A 21,872-nucleotide genomic window follows, 5' to 3' on the forward strand; every position below is an offset into this window, starting at 1 on the left:
GCTGGTTATCAATCACACTCAAAGCAAGGGGGGGGAGAAATATTGGCTTTTTCATCCAACGCTGCACTTTAAAGGAAACTGTTCAGCGAAAACAGAGCCCCATGCATTTGTTATAGCAGGTTGTTTTTGAGCCTTTACACGCGATCAACGCACTGTTCCATATGATTGGTTCATTGCTTCGGGACAATGCGATAATGTGTTTTATCGGGATAGTATCTTTACGCCTTCGGCGTTTACTTTGACCGGTCTTCAACCTTCCATGCTTGAACCGGTAAATAGTTTCGCTTTTGGGGAGAAGCTTGGCATTACATTCAAAAAAACCGCCTTCGGAAAAGGCGGTTTTTGAACGTTTTATGTCGGTGGAAACCTCTAGCGCAAGCTTGCGCAGAAGCGTTGAATGCGCCGGCAAGCTTCTTCCAGCAATTTTTCCGATGTTGCATAGGAAATACGGAAAGCCGGTCCAAGACCGAAAGCAGCACCGTGAACAACCGCAACGGCTTCTGTTTCAAGAAGAGCCGTGACAAAATCTTCATCAGTCTTGATGACTTTGCCTTCCGGTGTTTTTTTACCAATCAGTTTTGCACAGGAAGGATAGACATAGAAAGCGCCTTCCGGTGTGGGGCATTCAAGGCCGTTTGCCTGATTGAGCATGGAAACCACGAGATCGCGTCTTGCCTGAAAGATCGCTTTGTTTTTTGCAATAAAATCTTGCGGTCCGTTCAAGGCTTCAACCGCAGCCCATTGCGAAATCGAACTTGTGCCGGATGTCTGCTGGCTCTGGATTGTTTCCATAGCCTTGATAAGCTCGACCTGACCTGCGGCATAGCCAATACGCCAACCGGTCATTGCATAGGCTTTCGAAACACCGTTTACAGTCAATGTGCGCTCGTAAAGCTTGGGCTCTACCGCTGCAGGTGTAGCAAATTTGAAATTGTTGTAAGTGAGGTGCTCATACATGTCATCGCTCATGACATGGACATGCGGATATTTCAAAAGAACATCGGTCAGTTTTTTCAATTCATCATGGGTGTAGGCAGCACCAGAGGGATTGCAAGGAGAATTGAAAACGAACCATTTTGTTTTATCGGTAATGGCAGCTTCAAGATCTTCCGGCTGGAGTTTATAGTTGAACTCTTTTTTTGCATCGACAAAAACCGGCGTGCCATTATTGACAGCAACCATTTCCGGATAGCTTACCCAATATGGGGCAGGGATAATAACTTCATCGCCCTTGTTCAGTGTTGCCATGAAAGCGTTGAAAAGAACCTGCTTGCCGCCAGTACCGACGATGATCTGCTGGGGCTTGTAATCAAGATTGTTTTCGCGTTTGAGTTTTTGAGCAATGGCTTGGCGAAGCTCCGGAATGCCGGCAACAGGAGTATATTTTGTTTTGCCCTGACGGATTGCCTCGATAGCAGCATTTTTAATGTTATCGGGTGTGTCGAAATCAGGCTCTCCGGCACCAAGTGAAATCACATCACGACCAGTGGCCTTAAGGTCACGGGCTTTTTGAGCAACAGCAATAGTTGCAGAGGGCTTGATACGGGATAGCGTATCGCCAATGAATGCCATTCTATTATCTCCTCAGATTGAATAAGCAATGCACTGATTCTTGCATTTGAAGAACATTATACCAGCAATAGTAAATCTATGTCTCATGCGCCTTGAAAGTGCAAGAATTCTCTTCATCAATTTATTGTAGAAAGCACAGAACTATTATTGAAACCGGTGTATTTTTTCAAGTTTCGCTAAAAGTCCGGATAATTTCCTGAACCTTTATTTTTTTAAAATTGTTCATCCTTGCCGCATAATCGTTGCTGCAACTGAACGACGCGTTCCCCTTTGTGCGGAACATGCGTTTGCTAATAAATTCCCGCTTTATTCCCCTTTATCGACGCGGGAAAAGATGTCATCAAAGCGTTTCTTTGCAATGCCCGGCTGCTTATGGTCGCGATAGGATTGCGGCAAAACCTGATCGTCACCCACTTTAATCAACATAATCATACCCATGGCATAATGGGGAATACATTTGATGCCATAAAAGCCCGGCTTATCGAAAGTCACTTGTAGTTCTTCATCGATTTTGCCTTTGAAGGGTGTTGCCCCTTCCGGTATCATATCATCAATCGTTGCAGCGTTATGACTTTTTTGGGTGGCAATGAATTTTACGGAATCACCCGGTTTGATTTTAAGGTAATCCGGCTCGAAAACCATGGCGCCACTTGCTCCCCGATTGAGCATTTTTACCTCGTAGGTTTCGGCATTTGCAGTCGAGATGAAGGCGAGCAGAGCAACAAAGGCAAACAGTTTTTTCATTTTTCATCCTTTCAAGGAAAATTAAAGCAGGTAGCGTATATGGGGCCTACCGTTTTCAAGCATCTCTATTTCAGCATTGGCATGGAAATTGGTCAATATTGTTTCCTTTGTCAAAACCTCTTCCGGCTTTCCCGAATTTATCAATCGTCCGTGATGAAGCAAAGCAATGCGATCGCAAAACATGGCTGCATGATTGAGGTCGTGAAGGGCAATCAGCACAGACAGGCCGAGTTTTCGAATGAGGGAAAGAATTTCCAGTTGGCAACCGATATCAAGATGATTGGTCGGCTCGTCAAGAATGAGGATGCGCGGTTTTTGTGCCAATGCACGCGCAATATGAATGCGCTGTTTTTCTCCGCCCGAAAGACTGTTCAGAAGACGCTTTTCAAAGCCTTTCATATTGACTTTCAAAAGTGCATCCTGCAACGCTTCCTCGTCTTCCTGAAGCCATGGTGAAAGCAGGCGTTTGTGTGGTGTGCGGCCGATTTCTACCGCATGGCGCACGTCGATGTGTTCATGCGGTTCGGCCTGCTGTTCGACAAAGGCAATTGTTTTGGCAAGTTTGCGCCTTGACCAGTTGGAAAAAGCAATATCATCAAGGCTTAAACTCCCCTTTGTCGGTGTGATGAGGCCTGCAAAAACCGACAGAAGCGAACTTTTTCCCGCGCCATTCGGGCCGATAATGCCTAAAATTTCCTGGTCTTTCAATGTGAGCGTTACATTATCAAGAATAGTGTGACGGTCGATTTCAAGTGATATGTGTTCTCCGACAAGCATATCAATTTCCTTTCTGCCGCAAAAGCAACAGGGCAAAAAGTGGTGCACCGATCAATGCGGTGACTATACCGACCGGAAAAGCAAGACCGGGCACGATAATGCGCGAAATAACATCGGCCGCAATCATGAAAAGCGCACCGATAAAAGCGGAAGCCGGTATCAGCAGCCGGTGGCGCACACCGACAATAAGACGGGCAGCATGGGGAACAACCAGTCCCACAAAGCTGATTGTACCCATAATCGAAACCATGACGGCTGTAACCAGTGCCACGACAGTAATAAGTAACATGCTTACATAATGGACAGAAATGCCGAGCGATTTTGCAGCACGCGAACCGAATACAAAGGCATCCAATATGCGGGAAAAGGCAACGAAAATCAAAAATGCGACAAGTGTCAAAGGAAAGGCGAGTGCCGCATCGCTCCATCTCGCACCGGAAAGATTGCCGATCATCCATGCAAAAATATTCGAGCGTCCTTCAAGCGGTGTAAAAATCATCAATATGAGTGCCGTCAAAGCATTAAACAACATGGCGCTCGCAATACCTGCCAGAATAATGGCGGTTGCATTGCGGCCGGAATGATAGGCGAGGAACACAACGAAGAAAAACGATAACAGACCGCCGATTAGAGCACCGGTTGAAAGCGACAGGATGCTCAAATTCATGCCGAAAGCGGTAACCAGTGCCGCACCTGTTCCCGCACCCGAAGAAATGCCCAGAAGATAGGGTTCGGCAAGGGGATTTCGTAACAAGGCCTGTAAAATAACCCCGCACATGGCAAGTCCCGCACCGCAACAGGCGCCCACCACTGCACGCGGCAAGCGCCACAGCCAGATAACCCGGCTGTGGAATATATCCACCTCGTAACCGCTATCAAACAGATGATTGGCAATGGTTTTCAAAAAAGACGAAAACGGAATTGCAATCTCGCCAATCGCTGCACCGGCAACAATTGCACATAGCAATATGAAGATGCAGAAAAGCCAGATAATAATCGTGCGGGGCAAATGAGTCACTCTTTTGCGTCACTCTTTTAGAAGACCAAGTTCGACAATGGCATTTGCCAGTTTTTCAATACCGTCAATGGTGCGCATGGTTGTGTTCATGGATTGCACGTCCATATTGACAAGGCGATCATTTTCGACAGCCGGTAGCAGTTTTGTAACGGAGTCTTTTTTTAAAAAATCGCGTTTCACAACAACATCATCGGCAGGAAAACGGCGACGATCCATTTCGGCAAGAACAATAATGGTCGGGTTCGCTTTCACAATGGTTTCCCACCCTACAGTCGGCCACTCATAGCTGGATTTTATAACATTGTTGATGCCAAGAATTTTCATAATATAACCGGGTGCACCAAGGTCTCCGGCGACATAGGGGTCAATATCAAGATCGGCACTGGAATACCAGAAAACAGCGCTGATTTTGCCTTTGGGCAAGTTTTTTACTTTGTCGATTGCAGCCTGTTCGCGCCCCTTCAAGTCATGAACAAGTTTTTCTCCTTTATCCTGAACATTGAAAATCAATGCCAGTTCGGAAATTTCCTGATAGATCAGATCCATTGTGAAGGGGGTTGTGCGCAAACCGTCACTGCCGGCAAGGTTGTCTTTTCCCACGCAATCGGCCGGCGCTGTATAAACCGGAATTTCAAAATCTTTAAATTGGTCATAGGTTGCGGCACTTCCCGCAGGCCCGATAACCCATTCCTGATGACTTGCGACAAGATCGGGTTTTTCGGCAATGATGCTCTCGAAACTTGGAACATCATGGGAAAGCATTTTAACGTTTTTGTTGACTTCGGTAAATTGCGGCAAAACCGGCGAATACCAGAGCGCTGTACCTTTGACCTTGTCGGATAATCCCAAAGCATAAAGTATCTCTGTCGTATTCTGGCCGACCGAAACAACGCGTTCCGGTGCTTTGTTAAAAACAAGTGTGCGGCCGCAATTTTTTACCGTTAACGGATAATGCGTTTCGTCAGCAAAAGCATTGCTATGGACAGCAATGGAAAAACAGCTTATTGCCGCAGCCAGAATGATCGTCTTCAAATGCATGGTTTTCATGAGTTTACTTTTCTCGTTTAAAGCTGGTGCAAAGCCGTTTTATGAGGGCTCTGCCATGTCACGGAGTTGAAGTAATTGACGGCGGGGATTGGGAAAATTTTCACGTCTGAAAAAGCGCAACTGTAAAACGAAAAAAGCACTCTTTGGCGGAAAAGACTTGAAGAAAATGCCTTGGAAAAAGTCCGGCTAAAAAACGCATTTGTAACCACTTTTCTAAAGTTACAAATGTTTTCGGTTCCGGCCTTTTCTGTTTTTGACTTTTTACTTCGGGTCTTTTCACAATCAGAATATTTTTGTTTCAATAGGCCATTTTTACATTCTCTCCGCTTTAGCAAATGCGAGCAAAACACTTCCAAACTTTTTTGTTTTGAAAAAAGCCGCAAGAGATAAAACAAAAAACTCTGTCGGAACAATTGTTTTGCTCGAGCAATCAAACCGGACAAGATTATCCGGATGAGCGTGCGAGAGGCGACAAAAATGGCGCCTGATTGGATTGCCATGATGACCTTTCCTTTGCACCCACCGTGCGTTAGGGCATTTTATTAACGAGCTTTTAAAAAGCCCATGATTGACGGCAGGTCTCCTGGCTCGCGGCATTTTTATGCACCTTTCACCTTCCCGCTTTCGCAGTGGCCGGGTAAAACCCTGAAAAAAGTGCTGCCGTTTACAGTTGCGGGGGCAGCCACGGCTGAAATCCCTTGAGTGAGGTCAATTTTTCCGTGTTCCCTATTATTCCCCTTTTGAAGACATCGTGAAGGGGAACCGTCAATAAAATTTATAACTTATCTAAATATAAGTGCAAGCGTGTTGTTGAATTTCCTCGGTTGAACGGGAAATAGTTTAAATGTGCCATTCGGGTCATCTTTGAGTGATTGAATGAGTGTCTGAATTCCGGATTAAAAAAAAGAATAAATTCTAAACGAAGCGGCATCAGAAAAAGGTAAAAAGTGTGGCAAAGGGGGAAAAGAGCCATGGGCATAAACGCCGGAAAAGATAAAACCCGAAACGATAATGCCTATTTTTTCGGGTTTTGGGCTTATTCTTTGAATAATCGGCAAAAGGTGTAGATGTTTTGAATAGGGGCAAAACACGCCCACCGGAAATTGTAATAGGTGTGTGGCGAATGCATCAGGCTTACGATAAAAATAAAGCTAAAATGGAAAAAGCTCCACCTCGAAAAAGTGGAGCTTTTAAAAACCTGTTTCTTTTATATCCGGTTATGAAATGCCGATAAAACGTTCTGCCGTTTTAGACAAGCATTTCAATTACAGATATTAAAGAGCTGAAAGATTACCTGCAGCAGATTTGCCGGAACGGCGATCCTGTACAACTTCATAAGAGACCTTCTGGCCTTCATTCAGACCGCTCATGCCTGAGCGTTCAACGGCTGAAATGTGGACAAAAACATCTGCACCACCATCATCAGGTTGAATGAAGCCGAAGCCTTTTGTTGTATTGAACCACTTAACTGTTCCTGTAGCCATAGGAAACTCCTGTAATAAGAAATGATTGCATCAACACGTCTTATGTTGATACTTTGGATAGATCGAAATTTAGAAAGGGGAGTTTCGTTAAATAGTGCTTGCTGCACGGTTAAGAAAGTCGCACAACCGAAAATTCGATTGGCGCTTCATTAGACCCTCTCGAAAAAGAAAGCAAGTTGAATTAATATTAAATTTGAAAGCGTTGTAGCTTTTGCTATTTTGATTGCCGACACTATCTGGTGTATAAAGGGCGGTCATTTTTTTAATTGTCGTCAGAATGTCGCGATTGTCATAAAAGGGGATTTGAGTGAATGGCCAAAAAAGGCAGCGATATAGACGACAACATGCCTGATAATCCGGTTGATGCAGCTCCCGGTTCACTGCGTGAAGGCATTGTCAAAAATACCCGTTTTTCCCATCAGGCGAAGATCCTTTATATTGCTTTTTGGCATTCGCATACACGCAATACGTTGATTGCGACATTTCTGGGTATACTCGTGCTGATTATTTTAATCGGCCGCGGGCAATTGCAAATCAATGAATGGACAAAGGATTTCTGGAATGCGATCAGCCGCAAAGATTTGCACGAATTCGTTTTCCAGCTCGGTGTGTTCTTTGTTATTGCCTCGGTTCTGTTGATTTTCAACATTATCCAGACTTTTTTAAACCAATATCTCAAAATGAAATTGCGTGAAGGTTTGACCGACGATCTTATCAGTCAATGGATGCAACCAAAACGCGCATTTCGTCTGACAATGGCTGGCGAGGTTGGTGTCAATCCCGACCAGAAACTCCATGAAGATGCCCGTCATCTCGCTGAATCAACCGCTGATCTTGGCATCAACCTGTTGCAAGCAAGTGTCACATTGATCATCTTCATTCCGACTTTATGGGCAACAACGGCGGGTTTTGTTTTCAGTTTTTCAGGCTATAGTTTTCCGCTTCCCGGTTACATGATCTGGGCAGTGCTCCTCTATGTCGGTGCGGCATCCTTCCTCACATGGTTTGTTGCGCGTAATCTGGTGACGATCAACGCCAACCGTTATGCGCGGGAGGCAGATTTGCGTGCCGCTTTGATGCACACCAACCGCTCGATTGATTCGATAACTCTGATGGGGGCGGAAAAGGACGAGAAACGCTATCTTGATGGCCGTGTGCAAAATGTTTTGAACGCTATTTGGCATATCGTTGTCGCAACGACAAAACTGACAGGCATTACCGCCGGTTATGGCTGGGTATCGAATGTTGCTCCCTATATAATTGCTTCGCCGATCTATTTTGGAGGAGGCATTGATCTTGGAGGTCTTCAGGCTGCTGTTCAGGCCTTCAATCAGGCGCACCAATCATTGCGCTGGTTTGTCGACAATTATGGTGCTCTGGCCGATTGGCGCGCAACAATGCTGCGTGTTGCAACATTCAGGCAGGCTGTTGTGCAAATGGATGGTGTCGACCGCCTGAAGGGCGAGCATATCACGGTCAAAACCAATGATTCCGATATTATGACCTTCGACAATCTGTTGATCCGCACAGCCAATGGCAAATTGACTTTGACACCGGAAAATCTGGCAATCAAGCGCGGGCAAAACACGCTGATCTATGCGCCGCAAGATGTTGATAAAACCATTCTATACCATGCGCTTGCAGGGCTCTGGCCGTGGGGGCAGGGCACAGTAGGGCTTCCCAATTCGGGTTTACCCAATTACATTCCCGACGCACCTTATATTCCGCCGGGCACATTGCGCACGGTTCTTCTCTATCCGGCAACAAATAAAAATCCGACAGATGAAGAAATTGAACGCGCTCTCGAAATCACCGGTTTGAGTGATTATTTTTCCGCGCTTGATGAGGAAAACGTCGATTGGGAGAGACGTCTTAATGATGTTGAACGCCGTTCGATTGCTTTTGCACGCGTGCTTCTCACAGATCCGGAGTGGATCGTTGCCAATCAGGTGATGGATGGCATTGACGAAACTGTACGCAAACGTATTGCCTCGGTTGTCTTCCAACATTTGAAAAATACAACTTTTGTCTATATCAGCCGTCGCAATGACGAAAGCTATCTGTTCGACGTGATTGTGGAAGTAAAATTCGAACCTTCCGAACAGGCTTTGTCAAAGAGCGAAAAAGAAATGCCAAAAAGTGAGCCGACGGATGGCACTTCGGAAGCTCAACCAATAGACACTGAAACAACGGGCATTAAGACCACAAAGGCTTCAGAAATTTCGCCTGCAAAAGATACAGATGAAGAGCCAAAAAAATAAGTTTGGAGATTTGGCTACTGCCAAACAAAACGGAAAGCCGCTGAGGGGGGTAAAAACGCAAAAACCATTTCTTTTTTGGTCATTGTTTTTATGTGCGGTGGTTTTGTAGAAGTGTCTGTTGCGGATAGCAGTGTTTTAACCAATGGGAAGCCTTTTACTCATTCGAGATTAGCCTCAACGTCAGGAAAAAATAGTTTAGCGGCAAGATTGCGGCAATTCAACGATCAGTATTCAAAAACGGCTTTTTTAAAAAATGCTTTTTAGTGAAATTTTGTCCAAGTAAAGTTCTTTCCCGATAGCTATTTTGAAAGAGAAATGCTTTTAGCGTTTCAAGCGCGCCCCGGAACCTCGAATCAAACTTGAAAAGGAGGGAGACGCAAAAGTCCGCTCGGGCAAGTTGTGTTTTAAAAGCTCATGGAGAATAAAATCAAAACCGGACGCACTTGAAAACGTCCTCTTAAAAATGCGCAAGCAGGCTTTTAAAACCGGTATTGCTGGCAACGGTTTTGAGTTTATTTCAAATTATAAAAGAGCACTATCGCCCAAGTTTTTCCGTGAAAGCTGTCGTGGAGGGGATAAAGATGAAAGAGCACAAAACGGAACAGGTTTCAAAGTAAAGCGGCGAAAGGGGAAACTTTTGGATAAGCAGGGTCTTCTTCGGATAACAGCATTTTCCCGAAATCACTATAAATCCTGAAGTCCATTATAAACCGTGAAGAATAAACCGTGAAGAGCATGATAAACCTTGGGCAGCGTTACAGATGTCGGTTTTTCGTGGAAAAGAAGCGGGTGGCCGGCTGGCGGAATTTTTGAACTGCCGGATAATTGCTTTATTACAAATTTCAAAACTTACCAGCCCCAGAACATCAGCCACCATGCATAGACAATGGGGACACAAGAAAAAGCAAAGAGGAAAAAGCTCAGATATTTGCGGATGAGGTTTCCAGGTGTTCTTTGTAAAATTCGTGCCGCCAGGCAAAGGCTCCAGAGTGATGTCAAAGCGAGAATGAAAGCACGTGCATCAGAAAGCCACCAGAAGGTCACGCCGTCATACATCAAAAGCTTGACTGTCGTTGCTGAAAGCCCCAAAAATATGCCAGCTGCTGCCAGTGGCAAAAATGCTTGTGCCAAATGATGAAAGAGTGTTGGCGAACGCATAAACGAGGCAATAGCCCACAGAATGAGCGTTAAAAATGTGCCAAAAAGCACGCCGCTTCCAAGAATGTAACTTGCAACACAAAAACCGTCCACCCAGTTGAAGCTGTCATTATTGGCAGGGTGGTTTGTCAAAATCCACCACGGAGCTGTCGGGTCAAGTGGCCAGTAAATATCATGGTTGACCAGCCATTCGGCTATCGCCTGTTTGAAGGTTACAAACCACGGGCTTACAGTCCACGTAAATGCACCGATCGCAACGCCGATCATGCCGAAAAGCAGTAGCCTTGCTTCCCATGGATTGGCGTGTTTATCGACACCATAGACGACGACTTCTTCCATGACAGAGCGCGGCTTTAACGCCACAGCATCACGAAAACCGGCACAACGCGCACACATGTGGCAGGCATTGACGCCATGAAGCTGATGAATATTGATCATAGGCGGGCAATTCGGGTTATCCTGACGAGCGCCACAATAATGTGCCCATTTTTCCTGATCGGTTTTGAAAGAAATAGGAGCAAGGCGGGAAAGCAGGTTGAAAACACCATTAACCGGACAAAGATAACGACACCAGACACGCGTACCTTTACCAAAGAAAAAGCCGATGGTCATTGCCGCAAGCGTCGAGCCGCCCAGAATGAGAAGCGCTGCTTCGGCATAATCGTAAACGCTTATCAATTGCCCATAAAGTGTCGTGAGAATAAAGGCGACAGTCGGCCAGCCACGCCATTTAAGCCAGCGCGGAATGTTGTAATTACGCCCGACCTTGCGGCTGGTATATTCGGCCAAAGCACCTTCCGGGCAAAAAACACCGCACCACAAACGTCCGATGAACAGCATGGAAAGAATAACGAATGGCCACCAGATTCCCCAAAATACGAATTGGGCAAAAAGAACAAGATTGCCAAGAATATGTTCCTGACGTGGTGGCAGCGGCAGGAATGGCGGGATGACAAGCAAAAAAAGATAAATGACAACAACACACCACTGGATAGACTGGATCACTGTTCTATGACGTTGCATAGAAGTGCCCAGTTTATAAACGGCAGTGGAAAGAATGCGTGACATTTGTTTTAAAAATTTGGTTTCAGGAAGCTTTCAATGTTGTACGGGCGACAGTTTTTCCCGGTTTCCTGTTGCAAAGGACAATGGCTGCAACCCAGTAGATCGCCAATACAACGACTTGCATCAAAGACGGTTCCGCATGGTAACCTGTAAGACCTGTCAATGTGCTGTTATCGGGAATGAGCCAGCTTGTGCTCCACAACGGATCATCCATGAAGCTATATAGCCATTCCGGTAAATCATAAGCGGAAATTTGTGCCGCAGCTTTGTCGAATGCGGTGATCAGCAATCCCCCGCCAATGAGCAGAAGGACGAATTCACTTCCTAAAAAGAACCATCTCCACGGTATGATTTTGGAAAATTTTTGCAAAAGCCAGAAGGTCAAGAGCGCCAGTATAAAGCCCAGCACGCCACCCAGAATGAACATACCGAGCGACGCACCATTTTGTTGCGCACCGACACCGGCAAGGAACACCACCGTTTCCGATCCTTCACGGGCAACGGCAATCATGGCAAGAAGCATAATGCCGAAACCACCGGAAGTTTGCAGGCTTTCGGCTGCTTCACGTTCCAATGTATGTTTCATCGAAGCACCGTGGTGATGCATCCAGACAATCATTTGCATAATGAGAAGGGCGGCAACTGCCATCATGGCGGTGAAGAACCATTCCCCGCCGGGGCCTGCAAACCATGTGCCTGCAACGTAGAAGAGAACGGCAAGAAGACCGGCAAGAACCAGCCCCAAAGCTGTTCCCGTCCACAACCGGTTTTTAAGGGTTAAAAGATTTTCGCGCCGCAACCACGTATAAAGGATGCCGATAACGAGTAGCGCTTCAATGCTTTCACGCCAGACGATGAAAAGAGGTGCACCCATTTTCTGCTCTCCTATTTTACGTTAATGTCAAAACCGGCCATATCCATGTGAAATTCGTCAATAAAATGGTAGCTTCCGGCTTTAAGCGGATGAATAACAACAAAAGATTCAACACCGGCACCTAAAACTTTTTCGACCCTCATGGACAGGTTTTCAAATTCCGCGGGGCCGGAGCCGATATTTTTGACTGAAATCTTGAAACGTTGCCCTGCCGGAACCTCGATTGATTGTGGTTCGAAAACGCCATCCTTGATGGTGACATTATAGACCGACAGTTCATCCGCTCCGGCAAAGAGGGGAAAAAGACAGAACAACAAAACCAATATTGCACGCATAATAAAACCCTTTTTAACCGAAACAGGCTTGTCGATCTAACGCTTGCCTTTCAAGAACAAGACTATTGCCTGCTAAAACGACCCCGTTAAAAAGCAAGACCGGCTGTGGAGGTCACAACGGCCGGTCTGCTCGGAGGGTTACTTGTAATTGTGGACGATCGAAAGTAAACCCCGACTTGACAAACAGGTCCCGATCTTTGGGGATAAGGTCAAGAAAAAAGACCTTATCCGCTGTTAGTTTCAGGCAAACGTTTTTGCCTGTTTCAAAATTAATCAATAACCGCCTTTTTTGCCGGTTCCTGCATAAGTGAAGTCATATTCAACCACACATTTGTCGAACCATGGGCCAACGCCGGTTTCCTTGTCGACATGGCGGCCGAACATTGATTCTTTTGATGGCGGCAAAATCGTGTATTTCAAATGATATTTACCTGCGCCATCAAGCTTGATGTTTTCTCCATAGTGCGGGCCATCATTGGCAACCATCGGGTGAAAATGGCCGCTCAAAGGCTCTTTTGCACCTTCCTTGGTCAATTCATAGGAAACCTGAAGATAAGGTGCCCATGCACCTTCCGGAAGGCCGTTCTTGTTGTCTTCTGTTGCATGAATATCGGCCTCGAGGTGGATATCCGACTTGGCCGCCGCGAGCATAATGCCTTCCGGTTCCATTTCGATCGGTTGCAGATAGACAGCTGCAATTTCCAAACCTCCGCAATGCTGTGGTTCGCCAATCGGGTATTCCACAGCCAGAGCCGGTGTTGCAAATAGAGTGCAGGAAGTAGCCAAAATAAGTTTGTTTAAACGCATGATATATCCCTCAGAATAAAACATGACTATATATATCATCTTTTATTGAAAGCGCAAATTCAAAATTTACCAAAATTATCAAGTTCATTGATAAAACTTATAAATAAGGCAAAAATTTTCTGGTGAATTTTAATTTATTAATTTAAATTTTTGCGAAAATTGAATGATTAGCCGACATAGTTACGTCATGAAAAACGTATATCATAATATAAAAAATTTATAGAAAATATTGATAATAAAATTATGAAATAATTATCATTGATAAAATAAAAAACATGAATTGATAAATTCGGAAAATATCATTTTTATATTTTTTAATAAAACAAGTTTACTGATTATTCCACTTTTGTTTGAGAATAGGGATATGGATGACGTAAGTACGAGAAAACCTGAAACATGTTTCGTGCGCGATAAAGGAGCCGACGGGGTAAATGCACTTACGTTACGGAAATAAAAGTCGCAAAAAATAGAAAAGCGTCACGGATATCGGAATGTAAAAGGGTAAAAGTTGAAAAAATAAATGAACAAGAATTTTCGGACTATCTAATGCTGTTTTCAAAAAACGGGAAATATGAATTTTTTTAACCCGTAGAAACACGACTGAGACATCAAACAATGGTGTTTTGGAATGGTCGACTGGTAATCAAGAAACAGCTGGAAAACAGAGCGGAACAGGGAAAACAAAAAAGATAATGCCGTTAAAAAATGCCGCGGCGAAAGCGTTTCTCACTTTTGCCGCGGAAAAAAATTATTCGGTATATTCTTGCAGAGAACGCACCTCGATCGTGCCATTCTGCAAAGCCTCAATTGCATCGACAACGGATACAGCACCCGACATGGTGGTGTAATAAGGCACTTTTTGCATCAATGCTGCCCGACGCAGCGACTTTGAATCGGAAATTGCACTGGCTGTGTCGGTCGTATTAAAGACGATCTGAACCTGGCGGTTGCGGATAGCATCCTCGATATGCGGACGCCCTTCAAGAACCTTGTTGATCTTTTTGGCTTTCACACCATGTTCCTCAAGGAATTTTTGCGTTCCGGTTGTTGCAAGGATTGAAAAACCGAGTTTTGCCATGCGCTTGACGGCGCCAAGCACGCGGATCTTGTCATCATCCTTGACTGACACAAACAATGTGCCTTCACGTGGAAGATCGTTACCTGCGCCAAGTTGTGCCTTGGCATAGGCAAGGGCAAAGCTGTAATCAAGCCCCATCACTTCGCCAGTCGAGCGCATTTCCGGCCCTAGCAAAGTATCGACACCCTGGAAGCGGGCAAACGGGAAGACAGCTTCTTTCACAGCGATATGCGGTTTTTTCTGAACTTTGGGGTAACCGCCATAACGATTGACAGCGTTTTCAAGTTTATCACCCGTCATAATGCGAGCGGCAATCTTGGCAATCGGCCGTCCGATTGTTTTGGCAACAAATGGAACCGTGCGGGAAGCGCGCGGGTTTACCTCGAGAATATAGATAACACCTTCCTTCACGGCATATTGCACATTCATCAAACCGCCAACATGAAGCGCTTTGGCGAGCTCAATCGTCTGGCGTTTCAACTCTTCAACGATTTCAGGTGATAATGTGTGAACCGGAAGCGAACAGGCCGAGTCGCCCGAGTGGATGCCGGCTTCCTCGATATGCTCCATAATACCGGCTACGAAAGTATCTTCTCCATCGCACAGGCAGTCGACATCAACCTCGATTGCATTGGTGAGGTAGGTATCGAAAAGAAGAGGATTCTTGCCGAGAAGTGTATTGATCTGTCCGGTTTTGTCATTCGGGTAATGAGCTTTGATTTCTTCCGGTACCAGTTCGGGAACAGTGTCCAGAAGATAGGATTGCAAGTTGCGCTCGTCATGAATGATCTGCATAGCCCGCCCGCCAAGCACATAAGAGGGGCGCACAACCAACGGAAAACCGAGATCATTGGCAACAAGGCGTGCTTGTTCAACCGAATAGGCAATGCCGTTTTTGGGCTGCGTCAGATCAAGCTTGATGAGCAATTTCTGGAAGCGGTCGCGGTCTTCGGCAAGATCGATTGCATCCGGTGAGGTACCGAGAATCGGAATGCCGTATTTTTCAAGCGAGGCGGCAAGTTTTAGCGGCGTCTGGCCACCGAACTGGACAATAACACCAACAAGCTCGCCTTTTTCTTTTTCCGCTTCGAGAATTGATAGCACATCTTCGGCAGTCAACGGTTCGAAATAAAGTCGGTCGGACGTATCATAATCTGTCGAGACAGTTTCCGGATTGCAATTGACCATAATGGCTTCATAGCCGGCATCATGGAGTGCAAAAGCTGCGTGACAACAGCAATAATCGAATTCGATACCTTGTCCGATACGATTTGGTCCGCCACCAAGGATAACCACTTTTTTACGGTCGGATACATTGGCTTCCGAACGCATCTTGCCGGCGAAAGGAACTTCGTAAGTCGAATACATATAAGCAGTCGGTGAAGCAAATTCGGCAGCACAAGTATCAACGCGCTTATAAACCGGCTTTACATTGAGTTCATGGCGCGCTTTTGTGACTTCTTCTGTCTCCAAGCCGGTGAGGCTGCCAAGTCGCGCGTCGGAAAAGCCCATGGATTTGAGCATACGGAAATTTTTTGCATCCTTCGGCAGGCCTTGTTCGCGCACGCGTTGTTCCATATCGACAATCGATGCGATCTGTTCAAGGAACCACGGGTCAATTTTGCTGATCTGGTGGATTTCGTTTAACGACATCCCCATGCGCATAGCCTGCGCAACATAACGCAAACGATCAGGTGTCGGTGTGCCGATCGCCGCACGGATGGCATTTTTCTCGTCGCCTTCTGCGTGTTCGGGAATGGCAATGTCATCAAGGCCGGTCAAGCCGGTTTCAAGACCGCGCAAGGCTTTTTGTAAAGATTCCTGAAAAGTACGGCCGATTGCCATAACTTCGCCGACCGATTTCATGGCGGTGGTCAAAGTATGCGAGGCACCGGGGAATTTTTCAAAGGCAAAACGCGGGATTTTCGTAACAATATAGTCGATTGATGGCTCGAACGAAGCCGGTGTGGCTCCGCCGGTAATGTCGTTTTCCAATTCGTCCAATGTGTAGCCGACTGCAAGTTTTGCCGCGACCTTGGCAATCGGAAAACCGGTGGCTTTCGAGGCGAGAGCGGAAGAACGAGAAACACGCGGATTCATCTCGATCACAATCAGCCGGCCGTTTTCCGGATTGACCGCAAATTGCACATTGGAGCCGCCGGTTTCGACGCCGATTTCACGTAAAACCGCAATCGATGCATTGCGCATCATCTGATATTCTTTGTCGGTCAAAGTCAGAGCCGGTGCGATGGTAATTGAATCACCGGTGTGAACACCCATCGGATCAAGATTTTCAATCGAGCAGACAATGATGCAGTTGTCTTTCTTATCGCGGACAACTTCCATCTCGAATTCTTTCCAGCCCAGAACACTTTCTTCAACAAGCACTTCTGTGGTTGGCGAGGCTTCAAGTCCGCGTTCGATAATTTCGTAAAATTCCGAACGGTTATAGGCAATGCCGCCGCCTGTTCCGCCAAGTGTGAAAGACGGACGGATAATTGCCGGAAGCCCGACTACGTCAAGAGCTTGTCCGGCTTTTCCTGTGGCATGGGCAATGTAACGCTGCTTGCGGTCGCTTTCACCCAGATGCCAATCATGTTCAAGCTTTTCAAGCGCTTTATCAAGCGCATCGCCTTCAAGTTCGGCAATAAGCTTGTCGCGCATTGCGTCGTGGCGCTTACGGTCCTCTTCCTTGATTTCGGTTGCGTTGGCAAGCATCGACTTTGGTGTTTCAAGCCCGATTTTTGCCATAGCTTCACGGAACAATGCACGGTCTTCGGCTTTGTCGATTGCCTTGGCATCAGCACCGATCATCTCTACATGATAGCGTTCGAGAACACCCATGCGTTTTAACGACAAAGCCGTGTTCAACGCGGTTTGGCCACCCATGGTGGGAAGCAGTGCATCCGGCTTTTCCCGGGCAATAATCTTGGCAACAACTTCCGGTGTTATCGGCTCGATATAGGTTGCATCGGCGAGATCAGGGTCTGTCATGATTGTCGCCGGATTGGAGTTGACCAGAATGATCCGGTAGCCTTCTTCCTTCAAGGCTTTGCAGGCTTGCGTTCCCGAATAGTCGAATTCGCAGGCTTGACCGATGACAATAGGTCCCGCACCGATGATGAGAATGGATTTTATATCTGTGCGTTTTGGCATGGCAGCATCCTATCGCAAACACCCGCGCAGAAAAAACTGGCAGGTTCAACATTTCTTTTTTTAAGGCTAAGCCTGCCTTATAGGTAAAGTCGCAAGGAAAGTAACCCCCTAAATTTTGCTTTTCCTAATTTTTTTTGCTTTACTGTCGGGGGGAGCCTTCTCTTCTTGGAGGAAGAAGTTATATGCTCTTTAATGAAATAAGCACTGGGAGAGAGGCTTATGCGGTGGGAAGGTGGAAGGCAGAGCGAAAATATCGAAGATCGTCGCGGCGAAAAAACGAACGGTGCAAGTCCGGTTTTTCGAACAGGTTTGAGCGGCATCGGTTTTGCCTTATTGTCGCGTGGCGGTTTCAAAGGAATTCTCGTTCTTGTTGTTATTTTTCTGGGGCTCAGTTTCTTCGGCTATAGCCCGACACGTTTTCTATTTGGCGATGGAGCGCTGGTGAACGAACATGGAGCGTCATCAGGCGCAGCAAAAGCGCCGATTCAAACCAATGACCGGCGCAGCCTTTTTATTGCAACGGTTCTTGCCGAAACTGAAGATACGTGGGGCGATATATTCTCCCGCCACAATGCCAAATATAAGCCACCGATCCTTGTGCGGTTTTCCGGCACTATCGATTCGCCATGCGGTCTTGCAACTGCGGCCGTAGGGCCTTTTTATTGTCCTGCCGATCAAAAGCTATATCTTGATGACGAATTTTTCGACAAATTGGCGACCCATTTCGGCGCACCGGGAGAATTTGCCCAAGCTTATGTCATTGCCCATGAAGTCGGCCACCATGTGCAGAATTTGACCGGTGTTCTCGACCGGATGAATAAAGAAAGGGCAAGAGCCGATACGTCGACAGCCAATGCGCTTTCGGTAAAAATCGAATTGCAGGCCGATTGTTATGCCGGTGTGTGGGCGCATTCAACGGAGGATGACGGAATTCTTGAAGAAGGTGATATCGGCTATGCATTGAATGCAGCGGCAAAAATCGGCGACGATACATTGCAAAAACAGACACAAGGTTACGTTGTGCCCGATAGTTTCACTCACGGAACTTCTTCACAAAGAGTCAATGCTTTCAAAACCGGCTATCAACTGGGCAAAATGGAATCATGTGACGGATTTTGAGAAAACCGCACTTAGAATATGTCTGGAACTTGTAGCCCATTCCGTTCAAGACTTTTGCGTTGTTTTTATTCTCGTTGTCCCTTCAGAAGCGGTCATTAACAATTCATTTATTGCGCATGTGTGGTGCAAGAGTAGCGGCTACGGTCCATAAAGTGATCGGCATAAATCATGAGGGTGACGAAAATAACAGCCAAACATCTTCACCCGCGGACGGTTTCAAAATTTTTGCGTTCATTCCGGTTTTGCCCGTCGGCAAACATGACTGTTTAAAAAACAAAACTATTCCGGCAAATTTTGCCCATTCAAGCATTTGAAAAGTGTTGATCGTTCCCAAAATAGTATAGAGAGCCTCAATGAGGCGCGTTTTTTCCCTTTTCTATTTCTGACAATCGTCTTATTAGGCATTTCTTGTACAAGCACGGAAATTCGTCATGTCGCAAAGTCTCGATGCAAAATTTGTTCACAAGGGACTTGTTCTGGTCTTCATCACGCTGTTACTCGATATTATCGGCATTGCGATCATCGTGCCGGTCATGCCGGAATATTTAAGCCAATTGACCGGCGACAGTATCAGCCGTGCATCGGTTGATGGCGGCATTCTGCTCATGGTCTATTCAACCATGCAGTTTCTGTTCGCTCCCTTTATCGGCAATCTTTCCGACCGTTTCGGCCGCCGACCAATTTTACTTTTATCCATTATAACTTTTGCGATCGATAATTTTATTTGCGCCATTGCGTGGAGTTATTCCATGCTCTTTATCGGCAGAATTCTTGCCGGTGTCAGCGGCGCCAGTTTTTCCACCTGTTCAGCCTATCTTGCCGATATCTCCGACGATAATACCAGAACACGCAATTTCGGGCTCATCGGTATTGCTTTTGGTGTCGGCTTCTTTTTAGGCCCGCTGATTGGCGGCGTTTTGGGGGAAATCGGCCCCCGCATGCCGTTTTATTTTTCAGCCGGACTTTCGCTCGTCAATTTTGTTTTTGCCATGTATATGCTGCCGGAAACTCTGCCAATGTCACTGCGCCGCCCCTTTGATATTAGAAGAGCAAATCCGGTAGGCGCTTTGCTGGAATTGCGCCATTATCCCACCGTGCTTTGGGTGTCTCTTGCCTTCTTCCTCTATTGGCTCGCAGAGGCAGTTTGGCCGTCAACTTTGGCTTTTGTTGCCAAAGAACGTTATGGCTGGAGCGAATTTTACATCGGTTTTGCCTATGGCGTTTTCGGCATCGGCCAATGCATCGTGATGGGATTGCTCTTGCCTTATATGACAAGGCATTTGAGCAACTGGAAAATCTCGATGATCGGGCTTATCTTCGCGCTCGTCGGCATGGTCGGTTACACCTTCGCTTTTGAAGGCTATATGCTTTATGTCGTTTTCCTTTTCACTATGCCGGAATATATCGCCCATGTTCCGATGCGGTCGATTGCGTCCAGCCAAGTTCCAGCCAATGCGCAAGGTGCACTTCAAGGCGCTTTGACATCAATTACCTCGATCACGTCGATGATCGGGCCGGTGTTCTATACGTCGGTTTTCAGCTATTTCACCAGTGACAGCGCACCGTTCAAATTTGCCGGAGCTCCTTATGCAACGGCATTTTTCGTGTTGCTCGCAACAACACTGGTTTTCGGCTTTTTTGTTCGCGAAGATAAAAGCCCGCGTTTAACGACATATGAACTTGTGAGAGATCACGATAGGGAAAAAGCGAGAGACAGCTAATCGGGTTAAATACAACCTTGAAAATTCCAGAAACCGCCAGAATTGTCGAAATCAATTTCCGGATTTTTTAAAGGCGGAAAAGATTGTTGACAATGTCGAGATGTCTCGTTTCAAAAAAACGCACGGAAAACACGGCAAAAAGCGGAACAGAAAACGCACTGTGCTGCGAAAGAATTTAATTGGAGCACGTTAACGCTTCAGGAGATTTTAGACGGAATTAAGTTCGGTTCTAACAGTATAGCGTCTTGAAGGTGACAATTGGAACAAGGAAGCGCGGGAGGTGAACACTGCTTTTCATGGCCTTTCCGTTAATTACAGCAAAACAATATTATTGAAAAGATTTTCGGAAACGAAAAAACCCGCTTTTCAGCGGGTTTTCGATTATTTTAGATCTGTCGGAAAGCCAATCCGGAAACGGTCAATTACGCCGCTTTCTTATGTTCGCGGATCATCTTTGCAAATTGCTGGAAGAGATAATGGCTATCTTGTGGCCCCGGCGAAGCCTCGGGGTGCTGTTGCACCGAAAAGACCGGCTTGCCGACAAGCCTGATACCACAGTTTGATCCGTCAAACAGCGAGATTTGCGTTTCTTCTACCCCTTCAGGAAGGGTTTTTGCGTCAACTGCAAAGCCGTGGTTCATGGAGACAATTTCCACCTTGCCGGTTTCTTTATCCTGTACCGGATGGTTTGCACCGTGATGGCCCTGATGCATTTTGACAGTTTTTGCACCCATTGCCAAAGCAAGCAATTGATGTCCAAGGCAAATGCCGAACATCGGGATACCTGTCTCGACGAGTTTTCTAATCATCGGAACAGCATATTCGGCCGTTGCCGCCGGATCACCAGGGCCGTTTGACAAGAAAATACCATCAGGATTTAAAGCCAAAATTTCTTCCGCCGTGGTTTTTGCAGGAACGACGGTGACACGTGCTTCAAGTCCGGCAAGCAGGCGCAGAATATTGCGCTTTACGCCATAATCGACGGCAACAATGTGAATGTCTTTTGTCTTTTCATGACCATAGCCTTCATTCCATACCCATGGCGTTTCATCCCATTCGGATGATTGGCCTTCGGTTACGTCCTTTGCAAGGTCAAGCCCGACCAAGCCGCTCCACTTGCGAGCGCGTTCTTTCAAAGCCTCGACATCAAAAACGCCGTTCTTGTCATGGGCAATCACTGCATTGGCAAGACCTTTTTCGCGAATAAGCGAGGTCAAGGCACGTGTATCAATGCCGCAAAGGCCAATGATGCCGCGCTGGGAAAGCCATTTGTCCAGACCTTCGGCCGCACGATAATTCGAAGGGTGGGTAATATCGGCTTTAAAAATTGCCCCCACAGCACCGCTGCGTTGAGCCGGTGTCAGGTCTTCGATATCTTCGGCATTGACGCCGACATTTCCAATATGCGGAAAAGTAAATGTTACAATCTGGTCGGTATAGGAAGGATCGGTGAGGATTTCCTCATATCCGGTCATAGCAGTATTGAAGCAGACTTCAGCTTCAATGGAACCTGTTCTACCCAAACCTTTACCTTCAATGACGGTTCCGTCTGCTAATACCAAAAGCGCAGTGGGTTTCGTGGTACCCCATGGTAAAGTCGTTTTTGCTGTATTAGTCATCGCTCACTCTCAATTAAACGTTGGTTTAAAACGGCGC

Annotated in this window: 15 protein-coding genes and 1 riboswitch; of the genes, 3 read left to right on the forward strand and 12 right to left on the reverse strand. The window is 46.3% G+C overall.

Annotation, left to right across the window (positions count from 1 at the left end):
- Positions 1-369 precede the first annotated feature (369 nt).
- From PEB0122_RS08180 to PEB0122_RS08210, 6 genes are all read right to left on the reverse strand, one after another.
- On the reverse strand, positions 370-1,572 hold the full coding sequence (locus tag PEB0122_RS08180; protein ID WP_075868865.1) for a pyridoxal phosphate-dependent aminotransferase: 1,203 nt from the start codon (positions 1,570-1,572) through the stop codon (positions 370-372).
- A gap of 306 nt (positions 1,573-1,878) precedes the next feature.
- On the reverse strand, positions 1,879-2,316 hold the full coding sequence (locus PEB0122_RS08185; RefSeq protein WP_075868863.1) for a pseudoazurin: 438 nt from the start codon (positions 2,314-2,316) through the stop codon (positions 1,879-1,881).
- Positions 2,317-2,337: 21 nt separating this feature from the next.
- Positions 2,338-3,093 (reverse strand): ABC transporter ATP-binding protein, encoded by a 756-nt coding sequence (locus PEB0122_RS08190; protein WP_075916629.1) that lies wholly within the window; start codon positions 3,091-3,093, stop codon positions 2,338-2,340.
- A 1-nt stretch (position 3,094) separates the two neighbouring features.
- Complete coding sequence (locus tag PEB0122_RS08195) at positions 3,095-4,111, reverse strand: FecCD family ABC transporter permease (protein WP_075868859.1); 1,017 nt, start codon at positions 4,109-4,111, stop codon at positions 3,095-3,097.
- 9 nt (positions 4,112-4,120) lie between these two features.
- Positions 4,121-5,158 (reverse strand): ABC transporter substrate-binding protein, encoded by a 1,038-nt coding sequence (locus tag PEB0122_RS08200; RefSeq protein WP_075916631.1) that lies wholly within the window; start codon positions 5,156-5,158, stop codon positions 4,121-4,123.
- Between the two features lie 556 nt (positions 5,159-5,714).
- Positions 5,715-5,940: riboswitch (cobalamin riboswitch) on the reverse strand.
- Positions 5,941-6,432: 492 nt separating this feature from the next.
- Positions 6,433-6,642 (reverse strand): cold-shock protein, encoded by a 210-nt coding sequence (locus PEB0122_RS08210; protein ID WP_075868855.1) that lies wholly within the window; start codon positions 6,640-6,642, stop codon positions 6,433-6,435.
- A gap of 311 nt (positions 6,643-6,953) precedes the next feature.
- Between PEB0122_RS08210 and PEB0122_RS08215 the strand changes: the two genes are divergently transcribed.
- Positions 6,954-8,903 carry an ABC transporter ATP-binding protein/permease gene (locus tag PEB0122_RS08215; protein ID WP_075916633.1) on the forward strand — a complete coding sequence of 650 codons (1,950 nt, stop codon included), beginning with the start codon at positions 6,954-6,956 and terminating at the stop codon, positions 8,901-8,903.
- 849 nt (positions 8,904-9,752) lie between these two features.
- Here the strand turns inward: PEB0122_RS08215 and PEB0122_RS08225 are convergent.
- The 5 genes from PEB0122_RS08225 to carB all read right to left on the reverse strand — a co-directional run bounded on the left by PEB0122_RS08225 (position 9,753) and on the right by carB (position 17,376).
- Complete coding sequence (locus PEB0122_RS08225; RefSeq protein WP_225867832.1) at positions 9,753-11,084, reverse strand: 4Fe-4S binding protein; 1,332 nt, start codon at positions 11,082-11,084, stop codon at positions 9,753-9,755.
- Positions 11,085-11,148: 64 nt separating this feature from the next.
- On the reverse strand, positions 11,149-12,000 hold the full coding sequence (locus PEB0122_RS08230) for an FTR1 family iron permease (RefSeq protein ID WP_075916639.1): 852 nt from the start codon (positions 11,998-12,000) through the stop codon (positions 11,149-11,151).
- Between the two features lie 11 nt (positions 12,001-12,011).
- Positions 12,012-12,335 carry a cupredoxin domain-containing protein gene (locus PEB0122_RS08235; protein ID WP_075916641.1) on the reverse strand — a complete coding sequence of 108 codons (324 nt, stop codon included), beginning with the start codon at positions 12,333-12,335 and terminating at the stop codon, positions 12,012-12,014.
- Positions 12,336-12,608: 273 nt separating this feature from the next.
- Positions 12,609-13,142, reverse strand: coding sequence for an iron transporter (locus PEB0122_RS08240; RefSeq protein ID WP_075869835.1), 534 nt, complete (start codon positions 13,140-13,142; stop codon positions 12,609-12,611).
- Between the two features lie 748 nt (positions 13,143-13,890).
- Positions 13,891-17,376 (reverse strand): carbamoyl-phosphate synthase large subunit, encoded by a 3,486-nt coding sequence (gene carB, locus PEB0122_RS08245; RefSeq protein WP_075916643.1) that lies wholly within the window; start codon positions 17,374-17,376, stop codon positions 13,891-13,893.
- A 219-nt stretch (positions 17,377-17,595) separates the two neighbouring features.
- Here carB and ypfJ point away from each other — a divergent pair, with 219 nt between their 5' ends.
- Together ypfJ and PEB0122_RS08255 are read left to right on the forward strand one after the other, a co-directional pair.
- Entirely contained in the window at positions 17,596-18,495 is a 900-nt protein-coding gene (gene ypfJ / locus PEB0122_RS08250) for a KPN_02809 family neutral zinc metallopeptidase (protein WP_075916645.1), read from the forward strand.
- Between the two features lie 431 nt (positions 18,496-18,926).
- A complete protein-coding gene (locus tag PEB0122_RS08255; RefSeq protein WP_083650291.1) occupies positions 18,927-20,216 on the forward strand; it encodes a TCR/Tet family MFS transporter in 1,290 nt (429 codons plus the stop codon).
- 422 nt (positions 20,217-20,638) lie between these two features.
- Here PEB0122_RS08255 and carA read toward each other — a convergent pair whose 3' ends face one another.
- Positions 20,639-21,835, reverse strand: a complete 1,197-nt coding sequence (gene carA / locus PEB0122_RS08260; RefSeq protein WP_075868833.1) for a glutamine-hydrolyzing carbamoyl-phosphate synthase small subunit — start codon at positions 21,833-21,835, stop codon at positions 20,639-20,641.
- Positions 21,836-21,872 lie beyond the last annotated feature (37 nt).

It is taken from the genome of Ditibartonella apis, from assembly GCF_001952075.1.
GTDB lineage: Bacteria > Pseudomonadota > Alphaproteobacteria > Rhizobiales > Rhizobiaceae > Bartonella > Bartonella apis.

Coding starts and splice junctions, on each gene's coding strand:
- carA (WP_075868833.1), bottom strand. CDS start 21,835: ATGACTAATACAGCAAAAACGACTTTACCATGGGGTACCACGAAACCC.
- PEB0122_RS08210 (WP_075868855.1), bottom strand. CDS start 6,642: ATGGCTACAGGAACAGTTAAGTGGTTCAATACAACAAAAGGCTTCGGC.
- PEB0122_RS08215 (WP_075916633.1), top strand. CDS start 6,954: ATGGCCAAAAAAGGCAGCGATATAGACGACAACATGCCTGATAATCCG.
- PEB0122_RS08235 (WP_075916641.1), bottom strand. CDS start 12,335: ATGCGTGCAATATTGGTTTTGTTGTTCTGTCTTTTTCCCCTCTTTGCC.
- PEB0122_RS08180 (WP_075868865.1), bottom strand. CDS start 1,572: ATGGCATTCATTGGCGATACGCTATCCCGTATCAAGCCCTCTGCAACT.
- ypfJ (WP_075916645.1), top strand. CDS start 17,596: ATGCGGTGGGAAGGTGGAAGGCAGAGCGAAAATATCGAAGATCGTCGC.
- PEB0122_RS08225 (WP_225867832.1), bottom strand. CDS start 11,084: ATGCAACGTCATAGAACAGTGATCCAGTCTATCCAGTGGTGTGTTGTT.
- PEB0122_RS08185 (WP_075868863.1), bottom strand. CDS start 2,316: ATGAAAAAACTGTTTGCCTTTGTTGCTCTGCTCGCCTTCATCTCGACT.
- PEB0122_RS08240 (WP_075869835.1), bottom strand. CDS start 13,142: ATGCGTTTAAACAAACTTATTTTGGCTACTTCCTGCACTCTATTTGCA.
- PEB0122_RS08190 (WP_075916629.1), bottom strand. CDS start 3,093: ATGCTTGTCGGAGAACACATATCACTTGAAATCGACCGTCACACTATT.
- PEB0122_RS08230 (WP_075916639.1), bottom strand. CDS start 12,000: ATGGGTGCACCTCTTTTCATCGTCTGGCGTGAAAGCATTGAAGCGCTA.
- PEB0122_RS08255 (WP_083650291.1), top strand. CDS start 18,927: ATGTCGCAAAGTCTCGATGCAAAATTTGTTCACAAGGGACTTGTTCTG.
- carB (WP_075916643.1), bottom strand. CDS start 17,376: ATGCCAAAACGCACAGATATAAAATCCATTCTCATCATCGGTGCGGGA.
- PEB0122_RS08200 (WP_075916631.1), bottom strand. CDS start 5,158: ATGAAAACCATGCATTTGAAGACGATCATTCTGGCTGCGGCAATAAGC.